The 24,318-nt window shown below is 67.5% G+C and carries 24 protein-coding genes; all 24 read left to right on the forward strand.

What is annotated here, in order from left to right; genetic code table 11:
- Positions 1–8 precede the first annotated feature (8 nt).
- The 24 genes from LPN01_RS09690 (at position 9) to LPN01_RS09805 (ending at position 24,315) form a co-directional block, all read left to right on the forward strand.
- Entirely contained in the window at positions 9–1,931 is a 1,923-nt protein-coding gene (locus tag LPN01_RS09690) for a phage major capsid protein (RefSeq protein WP_262828189.1), read from the forward strand.
- 57 nt (positions 1,932–1,988) lie between these two features.
- Positions 1,989–2,189, forward strand: a complete 201-nt coding sequence (locus LPN01_RS09695) for a hypothetical protein (RefSeq protein ID WP_262828190.1) — start codon at positions 1,989–1,991, stop codon at positions 2,187–2,189.
- Positions 2,190–2,198: 9 nt separating this feature from the next.
- A complete protein-coding gene (locus LPN01_RS09700) occupies positions 2,199–3,599 on the forward strand; it encodes a phage portal protein (protein ID WP_262828191.1) in 1,401 nt (466 codons plus the stop codon).
- A complete protein-coding gene (locus LPN01_RS09705; protein WP_262828192.1) occupies positions 3,589–4,497 on the forward strand; it encodes a hypothetical protein in 909 nt (302 codons plus the stop codon). The genes LPN01_RS09700 and LPN01_RS09705 overlap by 11 nt, the downstream gene beginning before the upstream one ends.
- A 69-nt stretch (positions 4,498–4,566) precedes the next feature.
- The gene (locus tag LPN01_RS09710; protein ID WP_262828193.1) at positions 4,567–4,887 is read left to right on the forward strand and encodes a head-tail connector protein; all 321 of its coding nucleotides are present in this window, start codon (positions 4,567–4,569) and stop codon (positions 4,885–4,887) included.
- The gene (locus tag LPN01_RS09715; RefSeq protein ID WP_262828194.1) at positions 4,887–5,234 is read left to right on the forward strand and encodes a head-tail adaptor protein; all 348 of its coding nucleotides are present in this window, start codon (positions 4,887–4,889) and stop codon (positions 5,232–5,234) included. Before LPN01_RS09710 ends, LPN01_RS09715 begins: the two co-directional genes overlap by 1 nt.
- Positions 5,234–5,776 (forward strand): HK97 gp10 family phage protein, encoded by a 543-nt coding sequence (locus tag LPN01_RS09720; RefSeq protein ID WP_262828195.1) that lies wholly within the window; start codon positions 5,234–5,236, stop codon positions 5,774–5,776. Before LPN01_RS09715 ends, LPN01_RS09720 begins: the two co-directional genes overlap by 1 nt.
- Entirely contained in the window at positions 5,773–6,174 is a 402-nt protein-coding gene (locus tag LPN01_RS09725) for a DUF3168 domain-containing protein (protein WP_262828196.1), read from the forward strand. The genes LPN01_RS09720 and LPN01_RS09725 overlap by 4 nt, the downstream gene beginning before the upstream one ends.
- Positions 6,175–6,185: 11 nt before the next feature.
- Positions 6,186–6,365 carry a hypothetical protein gene (locus tag LPN01_RS09730; RefSeq protein ID WP_262828197.1) on the forward strand — a complete coding sequence of 60 codons (180 nt, stop codon included), beginning with the start codon at positions 6,186–6,188 and terminating at the stop codon, positions 6,363–6,365.
- Positions 6,366–6,433: 68 nt separating this feature from the next.
- Positions 6,434–6,883: a hypothetical protein gene (locus tag LPN01_RS09735; protein WP_262828198.1), complete on the forward strand. Its 450-nt coding sequence runs from the start codon at positions 6,434–6,436 to the stop codon at positions 6,881–6,883.
- 108 nt (positions 6,884–6,991) lie between these two features.
- Positions 6,992–7,417, forward strand: coding sequence for a hypothetical protein (locus LPN01_RS09740; protein ID WP_262828200.1), 426 nt, complete (start codon positions 6,992–6,994; stop codon positions 7,415–7,417).
- A 17-nt stretch (positions 7,418–7,434) separates the two neighbouring features.
- Positions 7,435–7,848: a hypothetical protein gene (locus LPN01_RS09745; RefSeq protein WP_262828201.1), complete on the forward strand. Its 414-nt coding sequence runs from the start codon at positions 7,435–7,437 to the stop codon at positions 7,846–7,848.
- A 21-nt stretch (positions 7,849–7,869) separates the two neighbouring features.
- Entirely contained in the window at positions 7,870–12,768 is a 4,899-nt protein-coding gene (locus LPN01_RS09750) for a hypothetical protein (RefSeq protein WP_262828202.1), read from the forward strand.
- A complete protein-coding gene (locus LPN01_RS09755) occupies positions 12,765–17,045 on the forward strand; it encodes a hypothetical protein (protein ID WP_262828204.1) in 4,281 nt (1,426 codons plus the stop codon). The genes LPN01_RS09750 and LPN01_RS09755 overlap by 4 nt, the downstream gene beginning before the upstream one ends.
- A gap of 17 nt (positions 17,046–17,062) precedes the next feature.
- Entirely contained in the window at positions 17,063–17,575 is a 513-nt protein-coding gene (locus LPN01_RS09760; protein WP_262828205.1) for a hypothetical protein, read from the forward strand.
- Positions 17,568–17,852, forward strand: a complete 285-nt coding sequence (locus tag LPN01_RS09765; protein ID WP_262828206.1) for a hypothetical protein — start codon at positions 17,568–17,570, stop codon at positions 17,850–17,852. Before LPN01_RS09760 ends, LPN01_RS09765 begins: the two co-directional genes overlap by 8 nt.
- Before the next feature lie 11 nt (positions 17,853–17,863).
- The gene (locus LPN01_RS09770; protein WP_262828207.1) at positions 17,864–18,397 is read left to right on the forward strand and encodes a hypothetical protein; all 534 of its coding nucleotides are present in this window, start codon (positions 17,864–17,866) and stop codon (positions 18,395–18,397) included.
- The gene (locus LPN01_RS09775) at positions 18,394–18,828 is read left to right on the forward strand and encodes a hypothetical protein (RefSeq protein ID WP_262828208.1); all 435 of its coding nucleotides are present in this window, start codon (positions 18,394–18,396) and stop codon (positions 18,826–18,828) included. Before LPN01_RS09770 ends, LPN01_RS09775 begins: the two co-directional genes overlap by 4 nt.
- 297 nt (positions 18,829–19,125) lie before the next feature.
- The gene (locus tag LPN01_RS09780) at positions 19,126–19,635 is read left to right on the forward strand and encodes a TIGR02594 family protein (RefSeq protein WP_262828209.1); all 510 of its coding nucleotides are present in this window, start codon (positions 19,126–19,128) and stop codon (positions 19,633–19,635) included.
- Positions 19,636–19,663: 28 nt separating this feature from the next.
- A complete protein-coding gene (locus tag LPN01_RS09785; RefSeq protein WP_262828210.1) occupies positions 19,664–19,798 on the forward strand; it encodes a hypothetical protein in 135 nt (44 codons plus the stop codon).
- A gap of 26 nt (positions 19,799–19,824) precedes the next feature.
- Positions 19,825–20,100 carry a hypothetical protein gene (locus LPN01_RS09790; protein WP_262828212.1) on the forward strand — a complete coding sequence of 92 codons (276 nt, stop codon included), beginning with the start codon at positions 19,825–19,827 and terminating at the stop codon, positions 20,098–20,100.
- Positions 20,100–20,246, forward strand: a complete 147-nt coding sequence (locus LPN01_RS09795) for a hypothetical protein (protein ID WP_262828213.1) — start codon at positions 20,100–20,102, stop codon at positions 20,244–20,246. Before LPN01_RS09790 ends, LPN01_RS09795 begins: the two co-directional genes overlap by 1 nt.
- The gene (locus LPN01_RS09800; protein WP_262828214.1) at positions 20,243–22,774 is read left to right on the forward strand and encodes a hypothetical protein; all 2,532 of its coding nucleotides are present in this window, start codon (positions 20,243–20,245) and stop codon (positions 22,772–22,774) included. The genes LPN01_RS09795 and LPN01_RS09800 overlap by 4 nt, the downstream gene beginning before the upstream one ends.
- Positions 22,775–22,785: 11 nt before the next feature.
- Entirely contained in the window at positions 22,786–24,315 is a 1,530-nt protein-coding gene (locus LPN01_RS09805; protein ID WP_262828215.1) for a hypothetical protein, read from the forward strand.
- The last annotated feature ends 3 nt before the right edge of the window (positions 24,316–24,318 follow it).

A 24,318-nucleotide genomic window follows, 5' to 3' on the forward strand; every position in this document is an offset into this window, starting at 1 on the left:
AGACTGCAATGCAGACGATCTTGAAGGCGACGGCGCAGCCCGCCGGCGACAACCCGCTGCTGTTCGTGATGAGCGACAGCACCGTCGACCGCATGGGGGACGTGATCGAGCCCAATGGCTGGATCCTGCGCAACTTCAAGGCCAACCCGATGGCCCTGTTCAACCACGACTCGGACATGCCGATCGGCAAGTGGACGAACGTTCGGGTCGAAGGCGGCAAGCTGCTCGGCGAGCTCGACTTCGGTCCGATCGGCGCGTGCCCGACGACCGACAAGATGCGTGCCTTCGTCGAAGCCGGCCATATGCGGGCCGTCTCGGTCGGCTTCCGGCCCGTGATCGCCGAGCCCATCGAGGGTTCGAAGCAGGGCGGCGTCCGCTTCAAGGCGGCCGAGCTGGTCGAATGCTCGCTGGTGAGCATCCCGGCGAACCCCAACGCGCTGGCAGTCGCCAAGTCGCTCAACCTTTCCGACGACACGCGTCGGCTGATCTTTGGCGAGGCCGCCGGGAAGACCAGCACCGTCGAGCGTCGCGGCATGTCCGGCGAGCCCGCCATTGTCACCCCACCCAATCGAAAGGGCCAGAACATGGCTACCCTCTCCGACCGCATCGTGGCCGCCCAGGCCGAACTCGTCCGCCTCAAGGACGCGTTGACCGATCACATCAAGGCGGATGACGCCGACGAGATCGTCACCAGCGAACTCGCCGACCAGATCGAGAAGGCCGAAGGCTCGCTCGCATCGCGGAAGCGCGCCGAAACTGCTCTCGCCACCAAGACCGTCAAGCAGGACGACCCTGCTCCCGACGCGCGCCGGCCGTTCGCTGCCCCGGCGAAGAAGAGCCAGCCGCAGGACCTCATCATCCGCTCGGCGGTCGTCCAGGTGCTTGCTCACATCGAGCGTCGCGCGGCGATCGACGTGCTGACGGGCCGCTACGGCGAAGACGACAGCATAAAGGCGATGCTCGACGTCACCACGAAGGCCGCCTCGGCGCCGGCGACCACGACCACGACCGGCTGGGCGGCCGAGCTCGTCCAGACGGCGACGCTCGACTTCATCGACACGCTGGTCGCGAAGTCGGTCTATCCGATCCTGCGCGATCTCGGCGGACGGTTCACTTTCGGTCGCAATGGCATCATCTCGATCCCGGCGCGTTCGGCGACGCCGTCGATCGCCGGCTCCTTCGTCGGCCAGGGCGCGCCGATCCCGGTCCGCCAGGCCGGCTTCTCGGCAACCACCCTGACGCCGAAGAAGATGGCGGTCATCACGACCTTCACGCGGGAGATCGCGGAAAAGTCGACCCCCGACATCGAGCAGGTGCTTCGCACCGCGATCCAGGAAGACACCGGCGTCGCGATCGATACCGTGCTGCTCGACGCCAATGCCGCCACGACGATCCGTCCGGCGGGCCTGCGGAACGGCATTACCGGCATCACGCCGGCCACCGGTGGCGGGTTCAACGCGCTCGTCTCCGACCTGAAGGGGCTGGTGAGCGCGCTTATCACGTCGTCGGGCGGCAATGTGCGCCAGCCGGTCTGGATTATGAACCCGGTCCAGGCGCTGTCGATCTCGCTGACCCAGAACGGTGCTGGCGACTTCCCCTTCGCCGCGGACATGCGCAACGGCCTGCTGCTCGGCTATCCGGTCGCGCAGTCGGCGACGGTGCCGAACGGCGTCGTCTCGATCGTGGATGCCGCGGACTTCTTCGCTGCTTCGGGCGATGAGCCGCGCTTCGAGGTGAGCGATCAGGCGGTCCTTCACATGGAGGACACGGCGCCCCAGGCGCTGTCGACGACCGGCACGCCGAACGCCGTCGCCGCGCCGATCCGGTCGATGTTCCAGACCGACAGTCTGGCCCTGCGGATGATCATGGACCTGAACTGGACCATGCGCCGGGCCGGCATGGTGGCCTTCGTCACCGGCGTCACCTGGTAACCCCGTCGGCCCGCCTCGGATGTGAGGCGGGTCACCACCCAGCCGAAGGAGACGATCATGGCTGACGAAACGACCAAGCCTGCCGACAACGCGGGCGAGACCGACGACGTGCGGGCGCGCGCAGTGGCGGAAGCGGAAGCTGCGGCGGAGGAAACGCCGACGCCGACGCAGGCCGAACTCGACGCCGCCAAGCTCGGCAACCATGCCGACGTCGGCAAGTCCGGCGCGTACAAGACGCGCCATACCAAGGCGAACTGAGCCACACCGGTGGACGGTTACTCCCTCTCCACGCGCGCTGCGGCAGCGGAGGCGCGCTATGTCGCGTCGCGCGAAAACAAGGCCGTGGAGGGGGAGTATCGTCCCGGACCATATGTCCTGCCGGTCTCGGGCGGGACGCTGTCGGCCGAAGCCGGCAGCAACCTCAATTTCTGGCAGCTTGGCTATGACCTTCACCGCTCAGGCGGGTCGGCAATCGTGCAAGCCTGCGTTTCCGCTTACGCCCAGACCTCGGCCATGTGCCTTGGCTCGCATTGGCGTTCCCGATCGGACGGCGGCAGAGACCGGGTCATCAACTCGGCACTGTCCCGTATCCTCTTGCGACCCAACGCCTACCAGTCGCCGTCCGACTTTCTCCTCAACCTGACCTCGCTGCTCTACCGTCGTGGCAACGCCTACGCCCTGGCGATCCGGAACTCGCGCTTCGAGATCGTCGAGCTGCACCTGATGTGGGGGCAGTGTGCTCCGCTCGTGTCGGCGAGCGGCGAGGTCTTCTATGCGCTGGCCGGCAACGAGGTCGTCGAGCGGCAGGTGAGCGGCGCGCTTGTTGGCGTGCCCGCGCGCGACGTTCTGCACGTCCACCTCGAGACGCCGCGGCATCCGCTGATCGGCGAGACGCCGCTGACCGCCGCCATGATGGACCTTGCCATGTCCAATGCGATGGCTCGGCAGGCGATCGCCTTCTTCGACCGGCAGGCGCGGCCCTCGGGCACGCTGAACACGGGCGCGAACCTCACCGGCGAGCAGGTCGCCGAGCTCCGCGCGCGCTGGGACGAGCAATCGCGCGGCCTCAACGCCGGCGGCACGCCGATCCTGACGAACGGTCTGAAGTGGGAGCCGATGTCGATACCGGCGAAGGACACCGCCTTCGCCGAGATCATGAAGATGAGCGAGCAGAACGTCGCGCTCGCCTATCGCACGCCGCTTCAGGTGCTGGGCATCGGCGAGCAAAAGTTCTCGACGACCGAACTCATGATGACGTCGTGGCTCGCGAGCGGTCTTGGTTTCTGCCTCAACCACATCGAGCAGGGCTTCGATCGGCTGTTCGGCCTGGCCGGCGGCCTGACCGAATACACCGAATTCGACACGTCCGTCCTGCTGCGCAGCGATTTCAAGTCGCGCGTGGAGGCGTGGGCGGCGGGCGTCAAGGGCAGCATCTTCGGCTCGAACGAGGCGCGCCGCGACTTCGAGTTCGGCGATCGCGAGGGCGGCGACGAGCCGCGCGTCCAGCAGCAGGATGTCCCGCTCAGCTGGAAGCCTGACGCTCCGGCGCCCCCCGCCCCGGAGCCGGTCATCGCCCCTCAGCCGACGGAGGCCGAACAGAATGCCGGACGCGAATACGTTGCCGCCAGGACCCGCGCAGTTTCCGATGAGCTGTTCCATGGAGCCTGAACTGCGTGCGCTCATCGATGGTGGCCGCGATGCTATCCGCCGCGTCATCGCCGACCTTCGCGAAAAGGCGGACAGCGCCGAACAGTTGCGGGCTGCCGAGCATCGCGCGTTCATGGCGGAGCAGCGCGAGGCGTTCGCGCTAATGGTGCGGGCCATCGACGATCGGCTGGCAAGCCTGCGCGACGGCATTGACGGTAAGGACGGCCTGCCGGGGCGTGATGGCGCCGATGGTGCACCGGGCGCGGATGGCAAAGACGGCGTTGACGGCGCGGCCGGCCGCGAAGGCGAGCCGGGGCGTGATGGATTGGACGGCAAGGACGGCGCACCGGGCAAGGACGGTCTGGACGGCACGGCAGGCCGCGACGGTGTTGATGGCAAGGACGGCGCGGCCGGCGAGCCGGGGCGTGATGGATTGGACGGCAAGGACGGCGCGCCGGGCAAGGACGGTCTGGACGGCACGGCAGGCCGCGACGGTGTTGATGGCAGGGACGGTGCGGTCGGCGAACGAGGCCCGCCCGGCGAGCGTGGCGCCGACGGCCGCGACGGCGTCGACGGCAAGGATGCCTATGCCGGCGAAGCGCGAGGCTTGTTCGATCCGACGGCAGACTATCGCGCGATGGACGTCGTCAGCTTCAACGGTTCGGAGTGGCGGGCGAAGGTGGACAGCCCCGGCGCGATCCCCGGCGAAGGCTGGATGCTATCTGCCTGCCGCGGAAAGCGTGGCGACCGTGGCGAACGCGGCGAGCGGGGATCGGCAGGCAAGGACGGCGCGACCGCAGCGACAGTGATCGCGGCCTATGCCGACCCGAGAGCGCTGCAGCTGGTGCTGACCAAGGATGACGGCACCGAAATCAAGGCCGATCTCTACGACCTCGCGACCACGATCCGCGACGCATGATCTGCCATGTTCGGAGCCGGGCTTCACCAAGTGGCAAGTCCCGAGACCATTCGCTGACGAGGTGCGCCGATGACCGATGAGCCCGTCACGCTTGCCGAGGTGAAGACGCACCTTCGGCTTGAACTGACCGAAACCGCCGACGACGATCACCTCGGCATCCTGATCTTGGCCGCGCGCCGCGCCATCGAGAAGCGGACCGGCCGCATTGTTGTCGGTGACGCTGCGGCTGTCGGTGGGGACGATGTCAGGCTCGTCTCGGTGTCGATCCTCATGCTCGTCGCGGCTTGGTACAGCAATCGGGAGGCGGTCGTGACCAGCAACGCCGCACCGAACGAGATGCCACTCGCGGTCGAGTGGCTGATCGCTCCCCTTCGCCGGCTGATCTGCTGATGGGCCTTCCTGCCGGCTCTCTGGACCGCCGGGTCCGGATCGAGCGGCCAGTCTCGGATGACGCCATCGACGGGGCGGGTTCGGGCGCATGGGCGCCGGTGGCAATTGTGTGGGCAAGCGTCGTGGACGCGTTACCCAGCCGCGGCGAGCGACTGGCGGACGGCCTCAATGTCGCCGCGCGACCCGCCCGCGTCCGGATGCGCTACCGCGACGACGTGACCGCCGCCATGCGCTTCGTGCTCGGTGATCGGATCATGCAGATCGTCGCTGGCCCGGCTGAGATCGGCCGGCGCGAAGCCGTCGAGTTCATGGTCGAAGATTACTCGTCCGCAGGCAACGCGGCCTGATGGCGGGCGGGGTGCGCGGCCGGGCCGAGGTCAGCCGTTACCTTGCCGCCCTGCCGGAACAGCTGACAAAGGTCCTGCGCGGTGCGGGGCGCGCCGGCGGGGCAGTGATCGCCGACGAGGCCCGCGCCGGGTCGCGCAGCGACTATGTCAGCCGCAACGTAACTGCGCGGACACGAGTCGATGGCGATCAGGTGCGCGTGACCGTGTCGGTGAAGCCGGGCTTCGCGCGATCGATCGCGACCTGGTTAGAATACGGCACGGCCGCGCACTTCATCTCGGTCGACGACAGCCTACGTCAGGGCATGACGGCGCGGCGCATCAACCGTGCCGGCAGCGAGGATCTGAAGCGCTCGCTGGTGATCAACGGCAAGGGCGTGGGCCGCACGGTTCACCATCCCGGCGCTGACAAGTTTCCGTTCCTGCGGCCCGCGCTCGACAAGCGCCACGCCGACGCGATCGCGACGTCGCAGGCTTACATCACCGCACGGATCAAGGGCGGCGCCGTCGTCCCCGATGCCGCCGACACCGAGGACGACGAATGAGCGGCGTGACGATCGTCGGCGCGCTGCTGCGCGCGTCGGAGGCACTGACGGCCGTCGTTCCGGCCGAATCGATCAAGGCCGGGCGGCTGCCCGACGATGTCGCGCTGCCTGCCATCCTGCTGCGCACCGTGAGTTCGCTCGAATGGCAGGCGCTGACCCGCGGCGCGACGGTGCCGACGACCGACCGCGTCGCGGTCGCCGTTCGCGCCAAGAGCTATCGCGATCAGCGCGCTGTGATCCGGCTCATCGTCGCCGCCTGCGCCGGTCAGACCGGCAGCATCGCCGGCTTCGAGAGCGTCGCCGTGCTGACCGCCGGCACCGGGCCCGACGGCATCGGCCCGGGCGACAGCTACGAGCAGACGCAAGATTTCCGCGTGTCCTTCGACGCGCCAGCCTGAGGAGCCGTACCGTGTCCACGTCCAAGAAGCTCTACGCCGCCCGTGATTTCAAGGACGTCGGCACCGGCCGGTCGTTCGCAGCCGGCGACGAGGTCACCGGCAAGGCCGGCGAGATCGCCAATTACGAAGCCGCCGGGCTGCTGACGGACAAGAAGTCCGAGGCCGCGAAGGCCGACGCGCCCGCGGCCTGAACCACCTTTCCTGCCCGCGACAGGACTGACCCGCCGGCATCGCCGGCACGCTATCTGGAGATTATTCCATGACGTCCATGACTGCGGCGGGTTCCAAACTCGCCATCTCTGCCGCCGCCCCCGCCACCGCCGACGCTGCCGGCTATGCCGCGCTGGCCTATACCTCGGTCGGACAGGTCGAACAGCTCGGCCCCTTTGGCGCAACCTTCGAGGTCGTGAACTTCCAGCCGCTCGACGGGCCGCTGCAGAAGTACAAGGGGCCGAGCAACTCGGGTGCGCTCTCGCCATCGCTGGCGCATGACGACGCCGACGCCGGGCAGACGCTGCTGCGCACCGCGGCGGACGACAAGACGAGCAAGCTCTACAGCTTCCGCGTCACCCTGCCGAATGGAACGCTCCGGTACTTCGGTGGCCGTGTGTTCGGCTATCCCGAGACGGTTGGTGCAGCCAACTCGATGGTCATGGCCAATCCGTCGATCGAGATCAGCACCGACGTGATCAAGGTCGCCGCGGTCTAACCCTTTCCAGTTCCGGCGCCCGCGACGCCGTCCCTTTCGTACCGGCTCGCCCCGCTATCGCGGGTGGCGGGACGGGTCGGTGCGACCATCCCCCGCGAGGATATACCCATGAAGATCAAGACGCTCGCCGTCGCTGCCACCGCCTTCCTGCACCTGAAGGGGCCGGACGGCACGTTCCTCTATGAGGCAGACAAATCGCCGGTCGGTATCGATCTGTTCGGCCCTGGCTCGGGCGAATTCGCGAAGATCGAGGAGCGCCAGTCGGCGCGCACGATCAAGCGCATGCAGGACAACGACAATAAGGTCGCCCACGTCCCCGTCGAGCAGCGCCGCGCGGAATCGGCCGAGGACCTCGCCGACCTGACTGCCGACTTCCGCAACATCGACCATGACAGTACCGACGGCACGCCGCTGGTGGGCCGCGCGCTGCACATCGCTGTCTATTCCGACCCCGCCCTCGGCTGGATCAAGGAGCAGGTGGTGAAGTTCGTGGGTGACTGGGGAAAGTTCACCGGCAGCTCGGCGACGAGCTGAAGCTCTACGTCCGGCAGATGGCATGGCTCAACGGCGTGCCGAAGCCGGATCCAGACAGTGCCCGCGGCAAGAGCCAGGCCGCCCAACCGACGATGACCCGGCTGGAGGATGCCAAGCGGCGGAAGATCACGCCGCCCATGCCGCCGAACCCGGCGCCCCATATTGTCGACCGGCTGGTCGAGATGGGGATCACCGAGGCGGCGGGCATGGGCGCGGTGGCGCTCAGCTGGCGCGAGATCGTCGCCTGGCAGGAAGGAACATGGGTCAGGCTCGCGCCATGGGAAGCGCGCCTGATCCGCGACCTGTCCAAGGCGTATCTCGCCGAAAGCCGCATCGCCGACAGCGAGAACTGCCCCGCGCCGTGGCATTCCGGCCCGACGCGGCAGGCAATTGAAACCGAACAAGCCCGCCTCGAGGCGGTGCTTGGCTGACAGAGAAGGGAGGGTTCGAGCATGGATACGGGCTCTCCCGATCTCGGCGTCGATTTCGTCATCAACTTCGGCGACAGCTTCGGCGGCCTGAAGTCGCTCGACGATCTGATCGGCACGACCAGCGCGAACGCGGTGCGCGAGTTCCAGCGCATCCAGGCATCGGTGTCCGACGGCCTCAACCTCAGCGAGGCGTCGGCGCAGTTCAAGGCGCTCGGCAATACCGCCACGCGCGAGCTGCGCTCGGTCGCGCAGGAAGCCGCGCGCGCCGAACGCACCGGCGAAGCGCTGGTCCGCCAGCTGGAGCGCCAGAACGCCACCTACGGCAAGAGCCGCGACGAGATCCGCGCGATGCGCGTCGAGGAGGCGGCGCTGGCCGCCGAGCGGACCCGCAACACCGATCTCGCCATGCGGCTGCGCACAGAGCAAGAGCTGCTCGTCGCCGCGGAGATGAAGACGGCTGCGGCCGCCGCGGCCGAAGCCCAGGCGATGCGGGACGCCGCGCACGCGCACGAGCTGTTCGAGGCGCGGGTGCGCGCCGGCGTCGTCGCGATGAAGGAAGAGGAGGCGGCGCTGAAGTCCGCCGCCCTGGAGATCCGCGCGCGCGAGCTGCGCGAGGCCGCCCACGCGCACGACCTGTTCGAATCCCGCGTGCGTGCCGGCGTCGAGGCGATGCGCGAGGAGGATGCCATCCTGAAGGCCGCCTCGCTCGCCGCGCACGAACAGCAGCTGCGTTCGGCCGCCTTCGCGCACGACCAGTTCGAGGCGGCGGCTCGCCGCGGCATCGTCGCGCTGCGCGAGCAGGAGGCCGCCGCGGCGCGCGATGCCGCGACGCTTGCCGACCTCAAGGCGATGCTCGATCCGGCCGCCACCGCGCAGAACCGGCTCAACCAAGAGCTCGTCGAGGCGCGCCGGGTGATGACGGCCGCGGGCCTGTCCGCCGAGGATATGGCGCGGGCGGAAGGCCTGCTGATCGACCGCGCCAACGTTGCGGCACAGACGCACACGACCATGGCAGGCGCGGCGCGCAAAAGCGGTTTCGCCCTCCAGACTATCGCGTTGCAGCTGCCCGACATCACGCAGGGGCTGCTGACCGGTCAGAAGCCGATGACGGTGTTCATCCAGCAGGGTTTCCAGATCGTCCAGGTCGCGCAGATGGCCGAGGGTGGCCTCCGCGGGTTCGGCAAGGAAGTGGCGGGCCTCGCGCTCCGTTTCGCGCCGCTGCTCGTCGGCCTGGCCGCGGCCGGCGCCGGCTTCGCGCTGTTCGCCCGCTGGGTCAACGAAGGCGTCAAGAGCGACCAGCTCACCCGCAACCTCGGCGACATCACCGGCGGGGCCGATGCGACCAAGCAGGAGCTGTTCAAGCTGAAGGACGCGACCGTCGAATGGGGCGACGTCTCGAAGGCGCTGTTCGAGGAGGTCGGCAAGGACGTCGCATCGCAGTTCGTCAGCGACATGAAGGGCATGGGCAAGGACGTGAAGCAGGTGCTCGACGACCTGACGTCCTACGGCCGCGCGGCGCTCGCCGGGCTCTATGCCGGCGTCGCGGGTACCAAGGCGTACCTCGGCGCGATCAGCAGCCGGGAGGGCCTGCAGAAGCTCCTGACCGGCGATCCGACGCTCCTCGACCGCACCTATGGCGAGGCGTACCGGAAGGCCGACACCTATCTCGGCAAGCTCGGTCAGCGCGTGAAGAAGGGCGCGATCGAGAATGCGCGCGAGCGCAACGCCAGGACGATCGGGTTCAACAACGAGCCCAAGCCCAAGGTGGACCGCCATGCCGAATCGCTGGCGCGCGACGCCGAGGCGGTCGAGGCGCAGATCCGCAACCTCTACAAGCTCGCCGACGCCTATGGCGTGTCGGGCGCTGCGGCGCTGATCGCCGAGGCGCGGGTGAAGGCCGAGAGCACCGCAATCAAGAAGCAGGCGGATATCGAGGTCGCGGTTGCGCGCGAGATCCGCCTCGCGGTCGCCGAGCGGGTAAAGACGGCCGCGCAGTCGACCGCCGGCATGATCGACCAGGCGGCGATGCAGGAGCAGGTCAACGCGGCAGTCGCGGCCGGCAACGTGCCCGCCGCGCTCGCCAACGATTTCTTGCAGGCGCGGCTTGCCGATCTGCCGCTGCTCGCCGCCATCGAGGCGGCCAAGCAGAGCAAGGACGCCAAGGGGTTCGCCGAGGCGACCGCGCAGCTCGACAAGCAGCGCGCCGCCCGCGACCGTCTGACCGACGCCGAGCGCGAAGCCCAGCGGCAGGCCGAGCTCGCGTCGGGACGCGACCAGCTCGACTATCTGCGCGAGGAGCTGCGGCTCGTTGGCGCGACCGACATGGAGCGGATCCGCGCGCTGGCGACGATCCGCGCGACGCAGGAAGCGCAGGCAAAGGGTCGGACCGGCACGGCGGGCAAGGAATGGATCGACCAGCAGGTCGAGATCGCCGTCGCTCAGCAGAAGCTTGTCGAGGCGAACGACGCGTTCAACGCCTCGCTGTCGCGCACCTCGGAACTCTTCGACACGATCGACCAGACCGCGCAGCGGGCCGCGCAGGGCATGGCCGACGCCTTTGGCCACGTCGGTTCGACGATCGGCGACGTGCTGACCATCATGACGGGGTATTACGCCGACCAGGCAGCATTGCAGCGATCGCACGACGAGGCGATCCGCAAGGCAAACGGCAACCAGAAGGCGATCGCGCACGAGAACCAGGTGTTCGCGATCCAGTCGGCCTCGACGCAGATCGACGCCTTCGGAAGCATGGCCTCCGCGGCGAAGGGGTTCTTCAAGGAAGGCAGCAAGGGCTACAAGGCGATGGCGGCGGCCGAGAAGGTCTATCGCGTCGCGCAGCTCGCCATGTCGATCCAGGCGATGGTGCAGAACGCGGCCGAGACGTTCGGCTTCGTCGCCGGCAGCGCCGCGCGCGCGACCGCGGCCGGCGCCGAAGGTGTCGCGCACCAATCGAAGCTGCCCTTCCCGGCGAACATTGCGGCGATGGCGGCCACCGCTGCTGCACTGGTCGCGTCGGGGATCGCCGTCTTCGGTGGCGGCGGTGGCGGGGCGAAGGCGGCACCGGTCACCAACACCGGCACCGGGACGGTCCTGGGCGATAGCAAGGCGCAGAGCGAGAGCCTGAAGCGCTCGATCGATGCCCTGAAGGACGTCGACACCGCGACCAGCGTGTTCGCGCGCCAGATGGCAAGCTCGCTGCGCTCGATCGACAACCAGATCGGCGGCTTTGCGGCCGTCCTCGTCCGGTCGGGCAACATCGATGCGTCGGCCGGCACCACCGAGGGGTTCAAGACCAACGCGATCGGTTCGGTGCTGAAGGCGATCCCCGTGTTCGGCAACGCGCTCGCCTCGCTGTTCGGCACGAAGACGACGGTGATCGGCAGCGGCCTCTATGGCGGTGCGCAGTCGGTCGGCAGCATCCTGTCGGGCGGGTTCGACGCCTCGACCTATTCCGATGTCGAGAAAAAGAAGAAGCTCTTCGGCATCACCACCTCGACCAAGACCTCGACGCAATTCGCCGCAGCGGATGCCGGCCTCGAAAACCAGTTCACGCTCATCCTGCGCAGCTTCGCCACCGCGATCGGGCATGCCGCCGGCCCGCTCGGCGAGGCGACCGGCGCAGTCGAGGCGCGGCTCAACGGCTTCGTCGTCAACATCGGCAAGATCGACTTGAAGGGCCTGACCGGCACCGAGATCCAGGAAAAGCTGGAGGCGATCTTCGGCGCCGCGGCAGATGGCATGGCCGAGGCGGCGTTCCCTGGAATCGCGCGGTTCCAGAAGGCGGGCGAAGGCACGTTCGAGACGCTGGTCCGCGTTGCATCCACGCTGGAGGCGGTGTCGTCGTCGCTCGACCTCGTCGGCACCAGCGCACGCGCCATGTCGATCGACGCCAAGCTCGGCCTTGCCGACCAGTTCGACACGATCGGCGATCTCACCAGCGCGGTCGATGCCTATTTCGGCGCCTATTACAGCGCGGCCGAGCAGTCGGCCGCCAAGACGGCACAGCTGTCCAAGGTGTTCGACAGCCTCGGTGCCGCCATGCCGACGACGCTCGCAGGCTTCCGCGCGCTGGTGGAGGCGCAGGACCTGACGACGACGGCCGGCCAGGGCACCTATGCCGCGCTCCTGCGCCTCGCGCCGGCGTTCGCCGACCTGCAACAGGCGCTCGGCTCAACGCGCAGTGCCGCCGACATCGCGACCGAGCGGCAGGATCTGGAGCGAAAGCTGCTTGAGGTGAAGGGTGACACCGCCGCGATCCGCGCGCTCGACCTCGCCAAGCTCGATGCCAGCAACCGCGCGATCCAGGAGCAGATCTACGCGATCCAGGACGCGCAGGATGCCGCCAAGGCCGCCGACGAGCTTCGGCAGGCGTGGACCTCGGTCGGCGACAGCATCATGGACGAGGTCAAGCGCATCCGCGGCCTGACCGACCCGACTGGCGGCAATGGCTTTGCGACGCTCATGGGCCAGTTCAACGCCGCCAACGCCGCGGCGCGCGGAGGCGACATGGACGCCGCCAAGAGCCTGCCGGGCCTCAGCCAGGCGCTGCTCAGCGCGGCGGCCGACGCGGCGACCAGCCGGCAGGAACTGGCGCGCGTGCAGGCGCAGACCGCAGCCGCGCTGGAGGCGACCTATGGCGTCGTCGGCGCTCTCACCAAGGCGACGGCGACCGGCGCGACGCCGGCCGCGCAGGTCGCCGCGGCGGCCGACGCGCAGGGCACGTCGACCACCGCCACGCCGGCCGCTGACGCCGCGAGCGAGATTCGGGCGCTGAAGGCCGAGATCGTGCAGCTGCGCAGTGAAAATAATTCCGGTCACGCCGCGACCGCCGGCAACACCGGGCGCCTCGTCAAGCAGATTGACGCGGTGACTGACAGCGGAACGGCGCTGGTCGTGACGCAGCAGCAGGACGCCGCATGAGGGTCGTAACGCAGGACGGCACGATAGAGCTGGGCGCCGTCGAGGCGGCGCCGACCATCGGGATCACCGATTACAGCCGCCGGGTCACCGATGATTTCGGCGTGACGACGGTGGTGAAGCGCGGCTTCGCGCGTCGCATGTCGGTGCGCCTCGCCGTGCCGTTTGAGGATGTCGACGCGATCCAGCGCCAGCTCGCCGCCCTGCGAGCGACGCCGGCGCTGTGGATCGCGGACGACGACATCGCCAGCCTGTCGGTCACCGGTCTCTACAAGGACTTCGAGCTCGACCTCGCGGTCCCGCCGATCAGCTATTGCACGCTCACGGTCGAGGGTATCGTCGAGGACGACGCGTTCGTCGACAGCGGGGTCGATCCGGCACCGACCGGGCGAGCCTCGTCGCTGCTGATGCTACAGCCGATCGCGGTCACCGATGCCGTCCTGTCGACGAGCAGCGTCGCCGAGGCGGACGCGCCCGAATGGTCGGTTGCCACGACCTATGCGGCCGGAACGCGTGTGATCAAGGCCGCGACGCATCGGATCTACGAGAGCCTTGCGGGCGCCAACGTCGGCAACGATCCGGCGGGCACGTCCGGCAAGTGGTTCGACGTCGGCCCGACCGGCCGCTGGGCGATGTTCGACCAGGCGCTCGGCTCGGTGACGACGTCGGCCTCGGCGATCGTGCTGACGCTCAAGCCGGGCCCCGCCGTCACCGGGCTCGCCGTGCTCGACACCAATGCCGCGACGGTCCGGGTTCAGGCGGGAAGCTACGACCGCACGCAGGCGGTGGTCGACGGCGCCGGCTCGGCGCTATTCCTTGACCTCGCGGCACCCGCCGGCGCGAACGTCACCGTCACGCTGACGCCGGCCGCCGCCACCGCGACGCCGCGCCCTTGGGACGACGGCGCGCGCTGGTCGGACTATGCCAGCTGGCGCGACACGTTAGGCGCTGGCGATGGGACGGTGTCGGTCGGCACGCTGCTGATCGGCCGCCTGACCGGTCTGGGCGTCACCGAGGCATCGCCGACCGCCAGCATCACCGATTACAGCCGCAAGGTCGTCGACGACTTCGGCGAGGTGTCGATCGTGCCGCGTGCTTGGGCCAAGAAGATGGCGGCGAAGGCGCTGATCCGGACCGACGCCGTCGACCAGGTCGCCGGACGCATCGCCGCGGCGCGCGCGCTGCCGTCGCTGTGGCTGGGCGACGCCGGCCTCGACAGCCTGACCGTCTACGGCTTCTTCCGCGACTTCTCCATCGAGATCGGGACGAGCGTCAGCAAGCTGTCGCTGTCGATCGAAGGACTCAGCACTGCGGGCAAGGTCGTGCCGATTGGCGGAGGCGCCGGCTCCGTCGACTGGCCGGATATCGGTGATCCTGCCGGTACCAAGCCGACCGACAACGCCGACAAGACCAGCGAGAACACGTCGAAGGATACCGCCGCGGTCGGCGGCCGGCCGACGACGCAAGTCCTGTCCGAGTTCGACGCGATGAAGGCGCGTGCGCAGGCGATCGACAACGTCACGATCCCGGCAATCAACAAGGCGGTGGCCGATGCCAACACGGCGATCGGCACCACCCGAGCCGCCGCGGATCAGGCGGTTGCGCTGGCCAACCAGCGCATCGACGGCGCGCGCAGTGACCTGAACCAGGCGGTGCTCGATCTGGCGGCGGAGGTCACCCGTGCCAAGGGTGCCGACGAGCAGCTTTCGCAACGGATCGACACCATCTCGGTCAGCGGTGGCTACGACGATACGCAGGTTCGCGCCCTGATCTCGACCGTCGATACGGCCCGCGCCGACGACAAGCGGGCGATCGGGCAGCGTGTCGACACAGTAGTCACCGATTATCAGAACCGCGACCAGGCAACGAACACCCGCATTACCACGACTGCAACGGGCCTGAGCGATGCGGACCGCGCGCTTGGCCAGCGGATCGATGCGGTCACCACCGACTATCGTGACCTGAACACCGCGACGAACACCCGCATCACGAGTAGCGTCACCGCGCTCTCTGACGCTGACCGGGCGATCGGCGAGCGGATCGATCAGCTCGTTGCGTCGGGCGGGGGCGGCAGTGAGGGCGTCGATACGGTCGCCCGGACCGAGATCGCCCGCGTCGAGACGGCGTCGATCGCTCGCGACGGCGCGATCGGGCAGCGCATCGACAGCGTTCAGAGCAGCTTCACCGCGGCCAAGGGTATCACGCCCAACGCCGATTTTAGCGCCGGTGAGGCCAACTGGTCGCAGGCTGGCTTCACCTTCCCCAGCTACGGGGCGGGACGCGTCGCGCAATCGGCTGCCGGGCAATATTGCCAGTTGGGAATGACGGGCGGGGCCAAGGTGGTCGACACCGGCCGCGGCATGCGCCTCCATTGCGTCTTCACGGTCTATGGTCCTGCGCAGGTGACCTATGTCGGGCTGTCGATGTACGACGCATCGGGCGCCTTCATCGGCAACAGCTACGTCGACAACGTCCACGGCATGCTGCCGGCAGGCACCTACACCGTCGACCAGCTGTACACCGGCCTCTGGCCCGCTACCGATGGCCTTCAGTTCCAGGTCGGCGGCAAGTTCATCCCCCGCGTCAACGTCGTGCGAGCGACGTTCCTCGCCAACTATCCCGAAGGCGCCGGGCCGTTCGCCGGCGGGTATGTGCAAGTCCACAGCTTCTGGCTGGAGGAAGTCGGCACGGCGCAGCTGACCGACGCTAGGGTCGCCGAGGTCGCGACGACGGCGGCCGGTGCCGCGCAAGCCGTCGCCAACCTGACGACCAGCGTGAACACCCGGTTCCAGGGCGTCGACCTGACGCTCGGCGGCTACGATCAGCGCATCACGACGCTCAGCAATGCCTCGCAGGGCTATGCCGGTCGTATCCAGACGCTGGAGGCCGTTGCGCAGGGCGGAGGCAACCTGGTGCCGAACACGGCGCTGGCAACGCTGGACGGCTGGGCGCTGACGTTTAATGCGGGCGCGCTGGCGACGATGACGCTCAACCGCGCCGGCGAGCCGTACATGATTGGCGGGTACGAGAATAACCTCACGCTTTACCGGGCGCAGGCCGGCGACGGGCTCTGCGCCGAAGCGCAGTCGGCGCGGTTCGCCGTGCGGCCGGGCAGCTTCCTTCAGTTCTACGCCCTGACCTCGAACCACCGCAGTAACGTCTGGACGTCGCTGTTCTTCTATCGCGCGGACGGCTCGCTGGCCGGTTATGCCGGCGAGTTCATGAGCCCCCGGATCAACGAGGGCGGCAAGAGCATTGCCGGGTGGGACCTGACCGGCTCGAAGTCGGTGCAGGTGCCTGCCGATGCGGTCGCGGCCGCCTTCGTCTTCCGGCTCTACAACGTCTCGGTCGATGGCTACGGTTGGATGTCGCGGCCATTCGTGACCGAGGTTCAGGCTGGCACCAACACGTGGGCGCCCTACGCGCCGGGCAACGATCGCACGGTGATCGGTGCGGTGTCCGCCCGCGTGACGGCAACCGAAAACACGCTGGCTGACCTGCCCAACCGCTACGCCGCAGCCTCGCGCACAGCCGCGCTGGAAGCGCAGGTCAATTTTGCTGCGGACAGTGGACTACAGCGCGCAGTCAATGCCCGGATTGAGGATCGTGCGGCGGCCATCGCCGATGCCAAGGCAGGCGCGGTCGCACAGACGGTCACCGAGCTGACGTCAGAGTACCGCGGCACTAAGGCAACCGTGCAGCAGCAAGCCGGCACGATCGTCGATCTGCAAGGCCGGGCGTCGGCCTATGTGCGGTTCCTGGCGACGGCGGGCAACGGCCGCGCGCAGCTGACACTGAGCGCCGATGCGAACGGCGGTGGCGGCGCAGACCTGATCGGCGACCTCAGCATCAGCGGTAATCTGCTGGTCGGCGGCTCGGTCATCACCGACAAGATCGCCCAGAATGGCATTACCAACACCGTCGCGATCAGCGGGATGAGTCAGTTTAACATTCCGGCAGGTGAGGTCGGCGAAAGCGCTCGACTGTCGATCGCCAGCAACGGCGGCACCATGAAAGTGGACGTTCAGTCGGACGGCAACCGCAACAGCGGAGCGGGCATCATGAAGGTGCAGCTGTTCGCCGCCTATAGCGGTGGCGAGGTGGCCCTGTCGCGACAGGTCGCGTTTTCGCCGTCGAATACGGCGGTCCCGGTGAGCCTGTTTCAAATCACCGGGTTCCCGGCCGGGACCGCCGTACAGTTCTTCCTCCGCTTCAGCGTCCCCAGCGGGGCGTGGAGCTATTCGGACGCCGCGATCGCCGTGACCGAGTTCAAGCGCTGATCTCCCAAGGGGGCCTTATGGAATATTGGATCGTTTACGACCTCGCCTCTGGCGAGCAGCGCTGGCGCGGCAGCGGCACGCCCGGAACCGCCGCGCAACAGGAATTGGGCGATGGTCTCGGCATGGTGCTGGTGCCGGCGGCAGCCGTTCGCGGCTCTACCGTCGACCTCGACATCGTGCGCGCAGCAAGTGCAGCGCGGATCGATGCCGAAGCCGAAGCGATCCGCCAGCGGTTCATCACGGCGCTGCCCGGTCAGATTGGTGCGTACCTGCTGAAGGCGAACGCGGCGCGGCGGTGGCTCGCGGACAATTCGGCGCCGACCTGGATGCTTCAGCCAGAGGCGACCAGCCGTCGCATGTCCCTTGAAGCGCTCTGCGCGGAGGTCTTGCAGCGGGAAGCGGATTGGGAGCGCGCCGCGGGCGCAATCGAGGGGCTGCGGCTGGGAGCGAAAGACGCCGTCGAGGTTGCGGACAGCATCGGCGCGATCGTAATTGCCGCCACCGTTGATTGGGCGGCGCTCGGTGGTTGAGCGCTTCTGGCTTGGCCTGCGCCAGCTGCTCGTGGCGATCGATCAGTTGATTTACATCATTATCGCTGTTCCGATCTACGTCGTCGCAGGCGGTCCCACGCCGTCGGCCGACGAGACGATATCGAGCCGCGTCGGCCGGGCAGCCATCAAAGGGCACCGCTGGGGGCTGGCGCTTGAAGCCGTCATAGACCGACTGTTCGTGCTGTTGGGCGCCGCACCCGGCCACTGCCGTCGCAACGTCGAAACCGCCTTCCTCGGCTGCGCGCCCCGACCATGAAGGACAGCATCATGAGCAACACCAGCTTCGCCGCCCAGGCGGTGGCGCATGGGCCGCAGACGATCGCGCAGCCCAGTTTCAACGGCATGGGATGGCTTGTCGTCATCAATCTCGCCTGCATGACGATCGCCACCATGGTCGGCGTCATGGTGCTGGTGAAGCTGATTGGAGACTGGTTGAAGCATCGGCGCGAAGATACTTGGCTGTCGCCGGCCGGCATCTACCGGACGCTAGGCATCCTGTTTGCGGCCGGCATCACTATCCGATGCGGCGCGGAGGCGCTGACGCTCTGGGGCTGGGATCCACGCGATCCCGTCGCCACGGGCACCTACAACACGGTCAAACGACTGTTCGACCCCTTCGCGGTCGCATGCGGCTTATCCGGGCTGCTGCTCTACATCTGTTCGGAGCCCGGCATGGTCGAGCAGCAGCGCAAGGTGCCGTTCCCTGTCGATATGTGGCTCGCATGGCCGATGGTGAAGCGCATGCTTCAGCTGGGATTGCTGACGTTCGTCGCCGCGATCGGCGTGGTGTCGACGCGATGATTGGCACCGGGGGCATCTATAAAGGGGGCGTCACGATGGCGGCAATACTACCGGTCGCCGCTGCTGCAATGGTGCAGAAGGGCGCGACCGTTGCGACCTCGCAGCCGGTCGTCTGGCATTTCCTCGGCTTCCCGTTCGAGGCTGCATGCATGATCGCTGCGCTGTTCGGGTGTTTTGCCGCGCGACTCTGGATCGGGGCGGCGCAGGCTGTGCGCAAAGAGCACCGCTGGACGCTCGACATACCGGTAACGGGCATGGCGCTTGCGGTGTCTGCGGCACTGATTGTGTCGCAGCGGCCCGAGCCGCTCGGCGCGCTGCTCTACGGTGCCGCCCTCGGCATACTGGGCGAGGGCATTTTCAAGATCGCCGAGCGCTACCTGCAAAAGGCGGGGACCGTGTTCGGCATCGATGTCGACAAGGCCGACACATAATTGCCGCGGCAACAACGCCGGTCAGGTGTTCACGCCCGACCGGCGTTGGATCGCGTGCAGGTGGCATCGCGATCTGTAGTTCAAATCACACGTTGGCTGATCGAAATCAACCAGTGTGATTGTCGTAAATCGAAACGATGCGCCCCGCCGATAACGGTTGGCAATGAGATCGGCGGGGCGCTGGCCACGTACTGGGCCGGTGTAAACCCGTAGCCATAACACGACCGCCAATTGGCAGCCGTCGTCTCAACTAAACGACGCCGATTAACGGCCCGTGACAGTCCAAAGGATTTCAGCATGGCAAAAGAACCAGCGTGGCTGCTCGCCGCGCGGGCGAAGCTCGGCACGCGTGAAGCAGCCGGCGCCGCCAACAATCCGACGATCCTCGGCTGGGCCGCGCGCCTCGGCGCGAAGGTGCTCGGCATGGTCTACAACGCCGACAGCGTGCCATGGTGCGGCTTGTTCGTGGCGGCGTGCGTCACGGAGGCCGGTCTGACCCCGCCCTCCATCGCCGTGCGCGCGAAGAGCTGGGCGACCTGGGGGCAGAACCTCCGCGCGGATCGCCTGTCGCCGGGCGCGATCCTCGTCTTCGAACGTCCGGGCGGCGGCCACGTCGGCTTGTACGTCGGCGAGGACGACCGCGCCTACCACGTCCTTGGCGGCAATCAGGGCGACCGGGTCAGTGTCACCCGCATCGAAAAGGCGCGCTGTGTCGCGCGTCGCTGGCCAGCCGGCCGCCCCGTCATTCTCGGCCCGGTCAGAATGACGGCCATCGCCGGCGTCCCCCTCTCTCGCAACGAAGCCTGACCGCTCCGGTCAGCAAAGGAGAATGCACATGAACATCGGCAAGCTGCTCGGCGCCGCGATCAAGGTCGCGAAGGCCAATCCCACCCTCGTCATCAGCGCCGTCTCGGCGATCGGCCCCGTCGTGAAGGCGGTGAAGGCCGAGATCAAGAAGCCCAAGGCCTGACCCCCAGCTGAAGAGAGGAACGAGAGATGGTCGACCGGTATGGCGAGGTCTTCTCGAGTGTGTCCGATCCCGGCGAGCGGGCGAAGGCGGTGGCGCCGAGCGATACGGTCGACCTGACCGAAACGCCGAAGGCGCTTTACGTGGGCACGGGCGGCGACATCGCCATGATCGGCGACAACGAGGCCACGGGCGCCGCAGCAGTTGTCTGGCGCAACGTGCCCGCTGGCGCGATCGTGCCCTTCCGCCCGCGCCGGGTCCTCGCAACCGGCACCACCGCGGCCGACATGCTCGCGATCTACTGATGCGGCTCGGCCTGGGGCTGACCCGGCACCGCGGGCGGCCGACGCTCGCCATCCTCCTCGGCGGCACCGCGCTGCCCATCATCTACGCCCTCTGGCTCGACACGGGCAGCTGGGACGACACCAAAGCCTGGAGCGACCGCCCATGACCGTCCTCACCACCATCCAAAACGGATCGTCCAACAAGGACATCCGCGACACCATCAACGGCGCCTTGGTCGACATCCAGGCGCTCAAGCAGGGCGGGGGCAGCACGCCGACGCCGACGCCGGTGCCGACGCCGACCGTCTATTTGTCTACCTCGCAAGCGAAAGCCGAAGGCAACGCCGGGCCGACGCTTTTCACCTTCACGGTCACCCGCTCCTCGGCGGTCGGTGCGGTGAACGTGTCGTGGCTGTTTGCAGCCGGCTCGACCAGTGCCGACGACTTCACCGGCGGGGCCTACCCAACGGGCGGCATCGTTCCGATGTCCGATGGCCAGGCCAGCGGGCAATTCACTATCAGCGTGAATGGTGACACCGTCACCGAGGCCGATGAGACCTTCACCGTGTCGATCGGCGTGCCCTCGGGCTATGCCGCCGGCACCTCGATGTCGGCGACCGGCACGATTCAGAACGACGACAGCGCCTTTGTGGCGCCGACCCTCGCGGCGCCGCTCTACGCCGACGATTTCACGGCGCCGGCCGGCACCTCGTCGCTGGCCGGCCGCGCGAATTGGTCGGCGCAGGACGCTTCGTTCGGAGCGTTCGAGGTAAAGGACGGTTACCTTCATCGAACGGGTCAGTATGACGCGTCAAGTTCCGCGTTCTTCGGCGGTTCGCTCGGCGACCACGTCGCAACGTTCGGCTATTCGACTGTCGACGGCAACGGTGATGCTTGGGAGGAGTCGCGCCAGTGGTTCCACCTCTACTATCAGGACGCGAACAGCTTCGTTCGCGTCTTTATCAGTAAGGGGCTGAGCCGGCTGTCCATCATTCCGGTCATCAACGGCAATTTTCAGAACGAACAATTCTTCGGAGGCGTCGCGTTCAAGGACAAGGGCGAGATCCGACTGACGGTCCGTGACGGTAAATTCCGCGCGATGGTCGACGGCAAATGGATACCGGTAGCAAGCAACCGATACGGCTATCCGATCGATACAGTCGACCAGACGGGCACCCTTGCGGCTGCCAAGCGCAGCGGCCGGGCCGGCGTCACGGCGTCGCTGTGGCGCTATCCAGTGCTGGAATATATCACGGTTGATCCACTTAAGGTTGCGATTGACAGCGTCGACGAGTTTGTCGGTCGTGATAGTCTGACGGCGACCGGCGGCAGCACCAAGGTGGCGATGACAATGGCTGCCGGCGCCAACCCGCAGTCGTGGGTCTATCGCCTGCTGACGCCGGGCACGCTCGCCGAGGTCAAGGCGTTTGCGCCAATGGCAAACGTGAGCGTCAATGGCAGTGCTGCCACGGCGTTCGCGTTCGTGCCAACTGGCGGGCCCTATATCGTTCAGGCCGGCTATGTGGACGCGAGCGATGGCAAGGCGCGCGTCGACCTTTCGTTGCCGGTGCTGTCGGGCATCCGCGGGGAGACGTGGGGGCAGAGCAATTCGAATTACCGGCAGGGGCCGGTCGATGGTTCCGACGCCGCGCTGAACACGCGCACGCCCTGGGCAGCCGTCACCCTTAGAGGCATCATTGCCGGTGCGCCGGCGTCGGGCTGGTCGACCGCGACCAACGCCTATCAGCCGACCGGCATGCACGAATGCGCGCGCGTGCTGTCCCAGCTCCTCGGCAAGCCTGTTGGCATCGGTGCACAGGGCAACGATTCGACTGCGCTCTACTTCAATTCACCAGGGCAAGGCGGTTGGCAGAAATACGTGGATGCGCTGGCTTCGCGCCGCGGCATCGTCGAGTTCTGGATCGGCGACCAGGGCGAGGGCGATGCCGACAGTGCAGCCAATCCGACCTATTGGGCGAACGATTTCAACAACAACGTCCTGCCGGGCCTGCGCACGATCTCCAACAACCCGCAGGCTCCGATGTTCTTTTCACCCGTCGGCCGCTTCGCCTCGACCGGCGATGTGCCCTATGCCGATCTCGGGGCAGTGCAGAACGACCTTCAGCGTAACACCATGCAGGAGCAGTATCGCCTCGCGACGACGCTCGACCCGCGCGTCTTCATCGGCGACTACAAGCTCGGCACCGAGCACAATGGCAACGACGCCTACCACTACAGCAACCGAAAGCTGGGCTACGCCGAGATGGGCCGTCGAGCGGCCTATTCGATCGCCAAGTATTTCGGCGTCAACGTGCCGGACGGCCGTGGCGCGCTGGCGACGTCGGCGACCAGATCTGGCGCCCTCATCGATGTGACGTTCGACCTCAATGGCGGCACCGCCATCACCGGGCCGACGTCGTTCGCGACCGGGAACGTTCCGCCGGCGACGAAGCAGGGCAAGCTCGGCTATCAGGTGTCGGCCGACAACTTCGCGACCACGCTCGCGATCAGCGACGTGACGCTTGTCAGTGGCAAGCTGCGGATCGCCCTTGCGGCGGACCCTGGCGGGCCGGTGAAGGTGCGCAGCATGTACGGCTGGTCCTACGACGACACGGTCCTGTTCTACACAACCTATGCCGACGGCCGCGCGCCGATCCCCGCCGCCCCCATCATCGCCGCGATTGCGGCCGCATAAGGAGCCTTCTGATGAAGCGCATGCTTGCCTCCGACGGCATCAACTATTGGTCCAACCAGCCCTTCCTCAATCGGATGCGGGCAGCGGGGAAGATGACCTCGGCCAACGCGCCCGCGAAGGCCGGTGAGGCGGTTGCCTATTATCTCGCGCCGCTTGTCGGCGACGAGGGCCGGGAAATGGTGCTGACCTGGGAGGGCGACGGCGTCCTCGACATCGGCGTCGAGAAGAAGGCGGCGACGCGCAATCGCATCGACTTCACGGCGGCCACGCCGGCCAGCTGGCCGATGGTGATCGTGCGCAGCGGAAAGCCGACCAACATTCGGATCGTGCCCAAGGGGCAGGAAGCGCTGACGCAGACCTTCAAGCCGGAATACGTCGCCGACGTGCGCGGCTTCGTCGCCTGGCGCGCGATGGACTTCCTCGACACCAACGCCTCGCTCGCCGACTTCCTGCCGATCCACCCGGCGGCCGAGGGCTATGGCGATCGCGGCTCGGTGGCCGAGGTCGTCGAGCTTTGCAACGCGGCCGGCGTCCGTCCATGGATCAGCTTCCCGCACCTCGTCACCGATGCGTCGATCGCCGAGACGGTCGCCTGTGTCGAAGCGCAGTCGATCCTGCCGGCGATCTTCGAGTATTCGAACGAGACCTGGAACTGGCAGTTCGTGCAGACGAAATACGCGCATGACCAGGGACCGGACAATCCGAACGGCTGGATCGGTGCCCAGATCGCGCGACTGCTGCGGGCGACGAAGGGCAAGCGGGCCGGCGTCGCGCAGTGCGGCCAGTTCGTGAACATGTGGCATACCGACATGCAGTTCCAGGGCATCCGGGATGCCGGCTGTGATCCGAACGACCTCGAAATTGTATCGGCGACGAGCTACGTCTCGTCCGACTTCAACGACTATGGCAAAAATCCGGACCTTGCCTGGGGCTATGCCCAGCGTGGCGACGCCAAGGGCGCGCTGGCTTACATCCTGGCGGGCATCCCGAAATATCGCGAGCAGATGCGCGACTGCGTGAAACGCGCGACGTCGGTCGGCGCTGAATATTGGGCCTATGAGGGCGGCATGTGGCACCTCAACGCCAACGGGTCGGCACACGATTGGGAGACGCTGCGCGCCTTCTATTACGACATGCAGATGCACCCGGACGCAGACGGGGTGCTGGCGGCCTATGACGAGGCGTTCGTTGCTGAGGGCGGCGCGGTCCAGCCGCTCTACAATTACGCGACGCCGTCGACGGCGTTCGGGTTCTTTGGCGCAACGCTGCAACCGGTCTGGAAACGGATCCGCGCCGAGCTCGACGCCGCGATTGCGCCGGTCGTCACGCCGGCGCCGATGCCAGCTCCCGCGCCCCTCCCGGATGCATCGCCCGCGCCAGCACCTGAACCCGCCCCGGTCCCGGCAGCTCCGACGCCAGCGCCACCGCCCGCTGCCGCGAAGGTCACGAAGGAGCAGATCTACACCGCGATCCGAGCGGCGCGCTCGTCCCTTTCATCCGTCGAGACGCTTGTGAAGGCATACAAGGGGCAGGCGCTCTGAACC

Source organism: Sphingomonas sp. A2-49 (assembly GCF_025548555.1).
In the GTDB taxonomy this organism is placed as follows: Bacteria; Pseudomonadota; Alphaproteobacteria; order Sphingomonadales; family Sphingomonadaceae; genus Sphingomonas.

Bases quoted from the DNA above. Each gene is read 5' to 3' on its own strand.
- LPN01_RS09735 (WP_262828198.1), top strand. From the start codon at position 6,434: ATGACGTCCATGACTGCGGCGGGTTCCAAACTCGCCATCTCTGCCGCC.
- LPN01_RS09805 (WP_262828215.1), top strand. From the start codon at position 22,786: ATGAAGCGCATGCTTGCCTCCGACGGCATCAACTATTGGTCCAACCAG.
- LPN01_RS09750 (WP_262828202.1), top strand. From the start codon at position 7,870: ATGGATACGGGCTCTCCCGATCTCGGCGTCGATTTCGTCATCAACTTC.
- LPN01_RS09785 (WP_262828210.1), top strand. From the start codon at position 19,664: ATGAACATCGGCAAGCTGCTCGGCGCCGCGATCAAGGTCGCGAAGGCC.
- LPN01_RS09720 (WP_262828195.1), top strand. From the start codon at position 5,234: ATGGCGGGCGGGGTGCGCGGCCGGGCCGAGGTCAGCCGTTACCTTGCC.
- LPN01_RS09745 (WP_262828201.1), top strand. From the start codon at position 7,435: ATGGCATGGCTCAACGGCGTGCCGAAGCCGGATCCAGACAGTGCCCGC.
- LPN01_RS09755 (WP_262828204.1), top strand. From the start codon at position 12,765: ATGAGGGTCGTAACGCAGGACGGCACGATAGAGCTGGGCGCCGTCGAG.
- LPN01_RS09780 (WP_262828209.1), top strand. From the start codon at position 19,126: ATGGCAAAAGAACCAGCGTGGCTGCTCGCCGCGCGGGCGAAGCTCGGC.
- LPN01_RS09715 (WP_262828194.1), top strand. From the start codon at position 4,887: ATGGGCCTTCCTGCCGGCTCTCTGGACCGCCGGGTCCGGATCGAGCGG.
- LPN01_RS09740 (WP_262828200.1), top strand. From the start codon at position 6,992: ATGAAGATCAAGACGCTCGCCGTCGCTGCCACCGCCTTCCTGCACCTG.
- LPN01_RS09790 (WP_262828212.1), top strand. From the start codon at position 19,825: ATGGTCGACCGGTATGGCGAGGTCTTCTCGAGTGTGTCCGATCCCGGC.
- LPN01_RS09725 (WP_262828196.1), top strand. From the start codon at position 5,773: ATGAGCGGCGTGACGATCGTCGGCGCGCTGCTGCGCGCGTCGGAGGCA.
- LPN01_RS09775 (WP_262828208.1), top strand. From the start codon at position 18,394: ATGATTGGCACCGGGGGCATCTATAAAGGGGGCGTCACGATGGCGGCA.
- LPN01_RS09690 (WP_262828189.1), top strand. From the start codon at position 9: ATGCAGACGATCTTGAAGGCGACGGCGCAGCCCGCCGGCGACAACCCG.
- LPN01_RS09760 (WP_262828205.1), top strand. From the start codon at position 17,063: ATGGAATATTGGATCGTTTACGACCTCGCCTCTGGCGAGCAGCGCTGG.
- LPN01_RS09705 (WP_262828192.1), top strand. From the start codon at position 3,589: ATGGAGCCTGAACTGCGTGCGCTCATCGATGGTGGCCGCGATGCTATC.
- LPN01_RS09800 (WP_262828214.1), top strand. From the start codon at position 20,243: ATGACCGTCCTCACCACCATCCAAAACGGATCGTCCAACAAGGACATC.
- LPN01_RS09770 (WP_262828207.1), top strand. From the start codon at position 17,864: ATGAGCAACACCAGCTTCGCCGCCCAGGCGGTGGCGCATGGGCCGCAG.
- LPN01_RS09795 (WP_262828213.1), top strand. From the start codon at position 20,100: ATGCGGCTCGGCCTGGGGCTGACCCGGCACCGCGGGCGGCCGACGCTC.
- LPN01_RS09710 (WP_262828193.1), top strand. From the start codon at position 4,567: ATGACCGATGAGCCCGTCACGCTTGCCGAGGTGAAGACGCACCTTCGG.
- LPN01_RS09695 (WP_262828190.1), top strand. From the start codon at position 1,989: ATGGCTGACGAAACGACCAAGCCTGCCGACAACGCGGGCGAGACCGAC.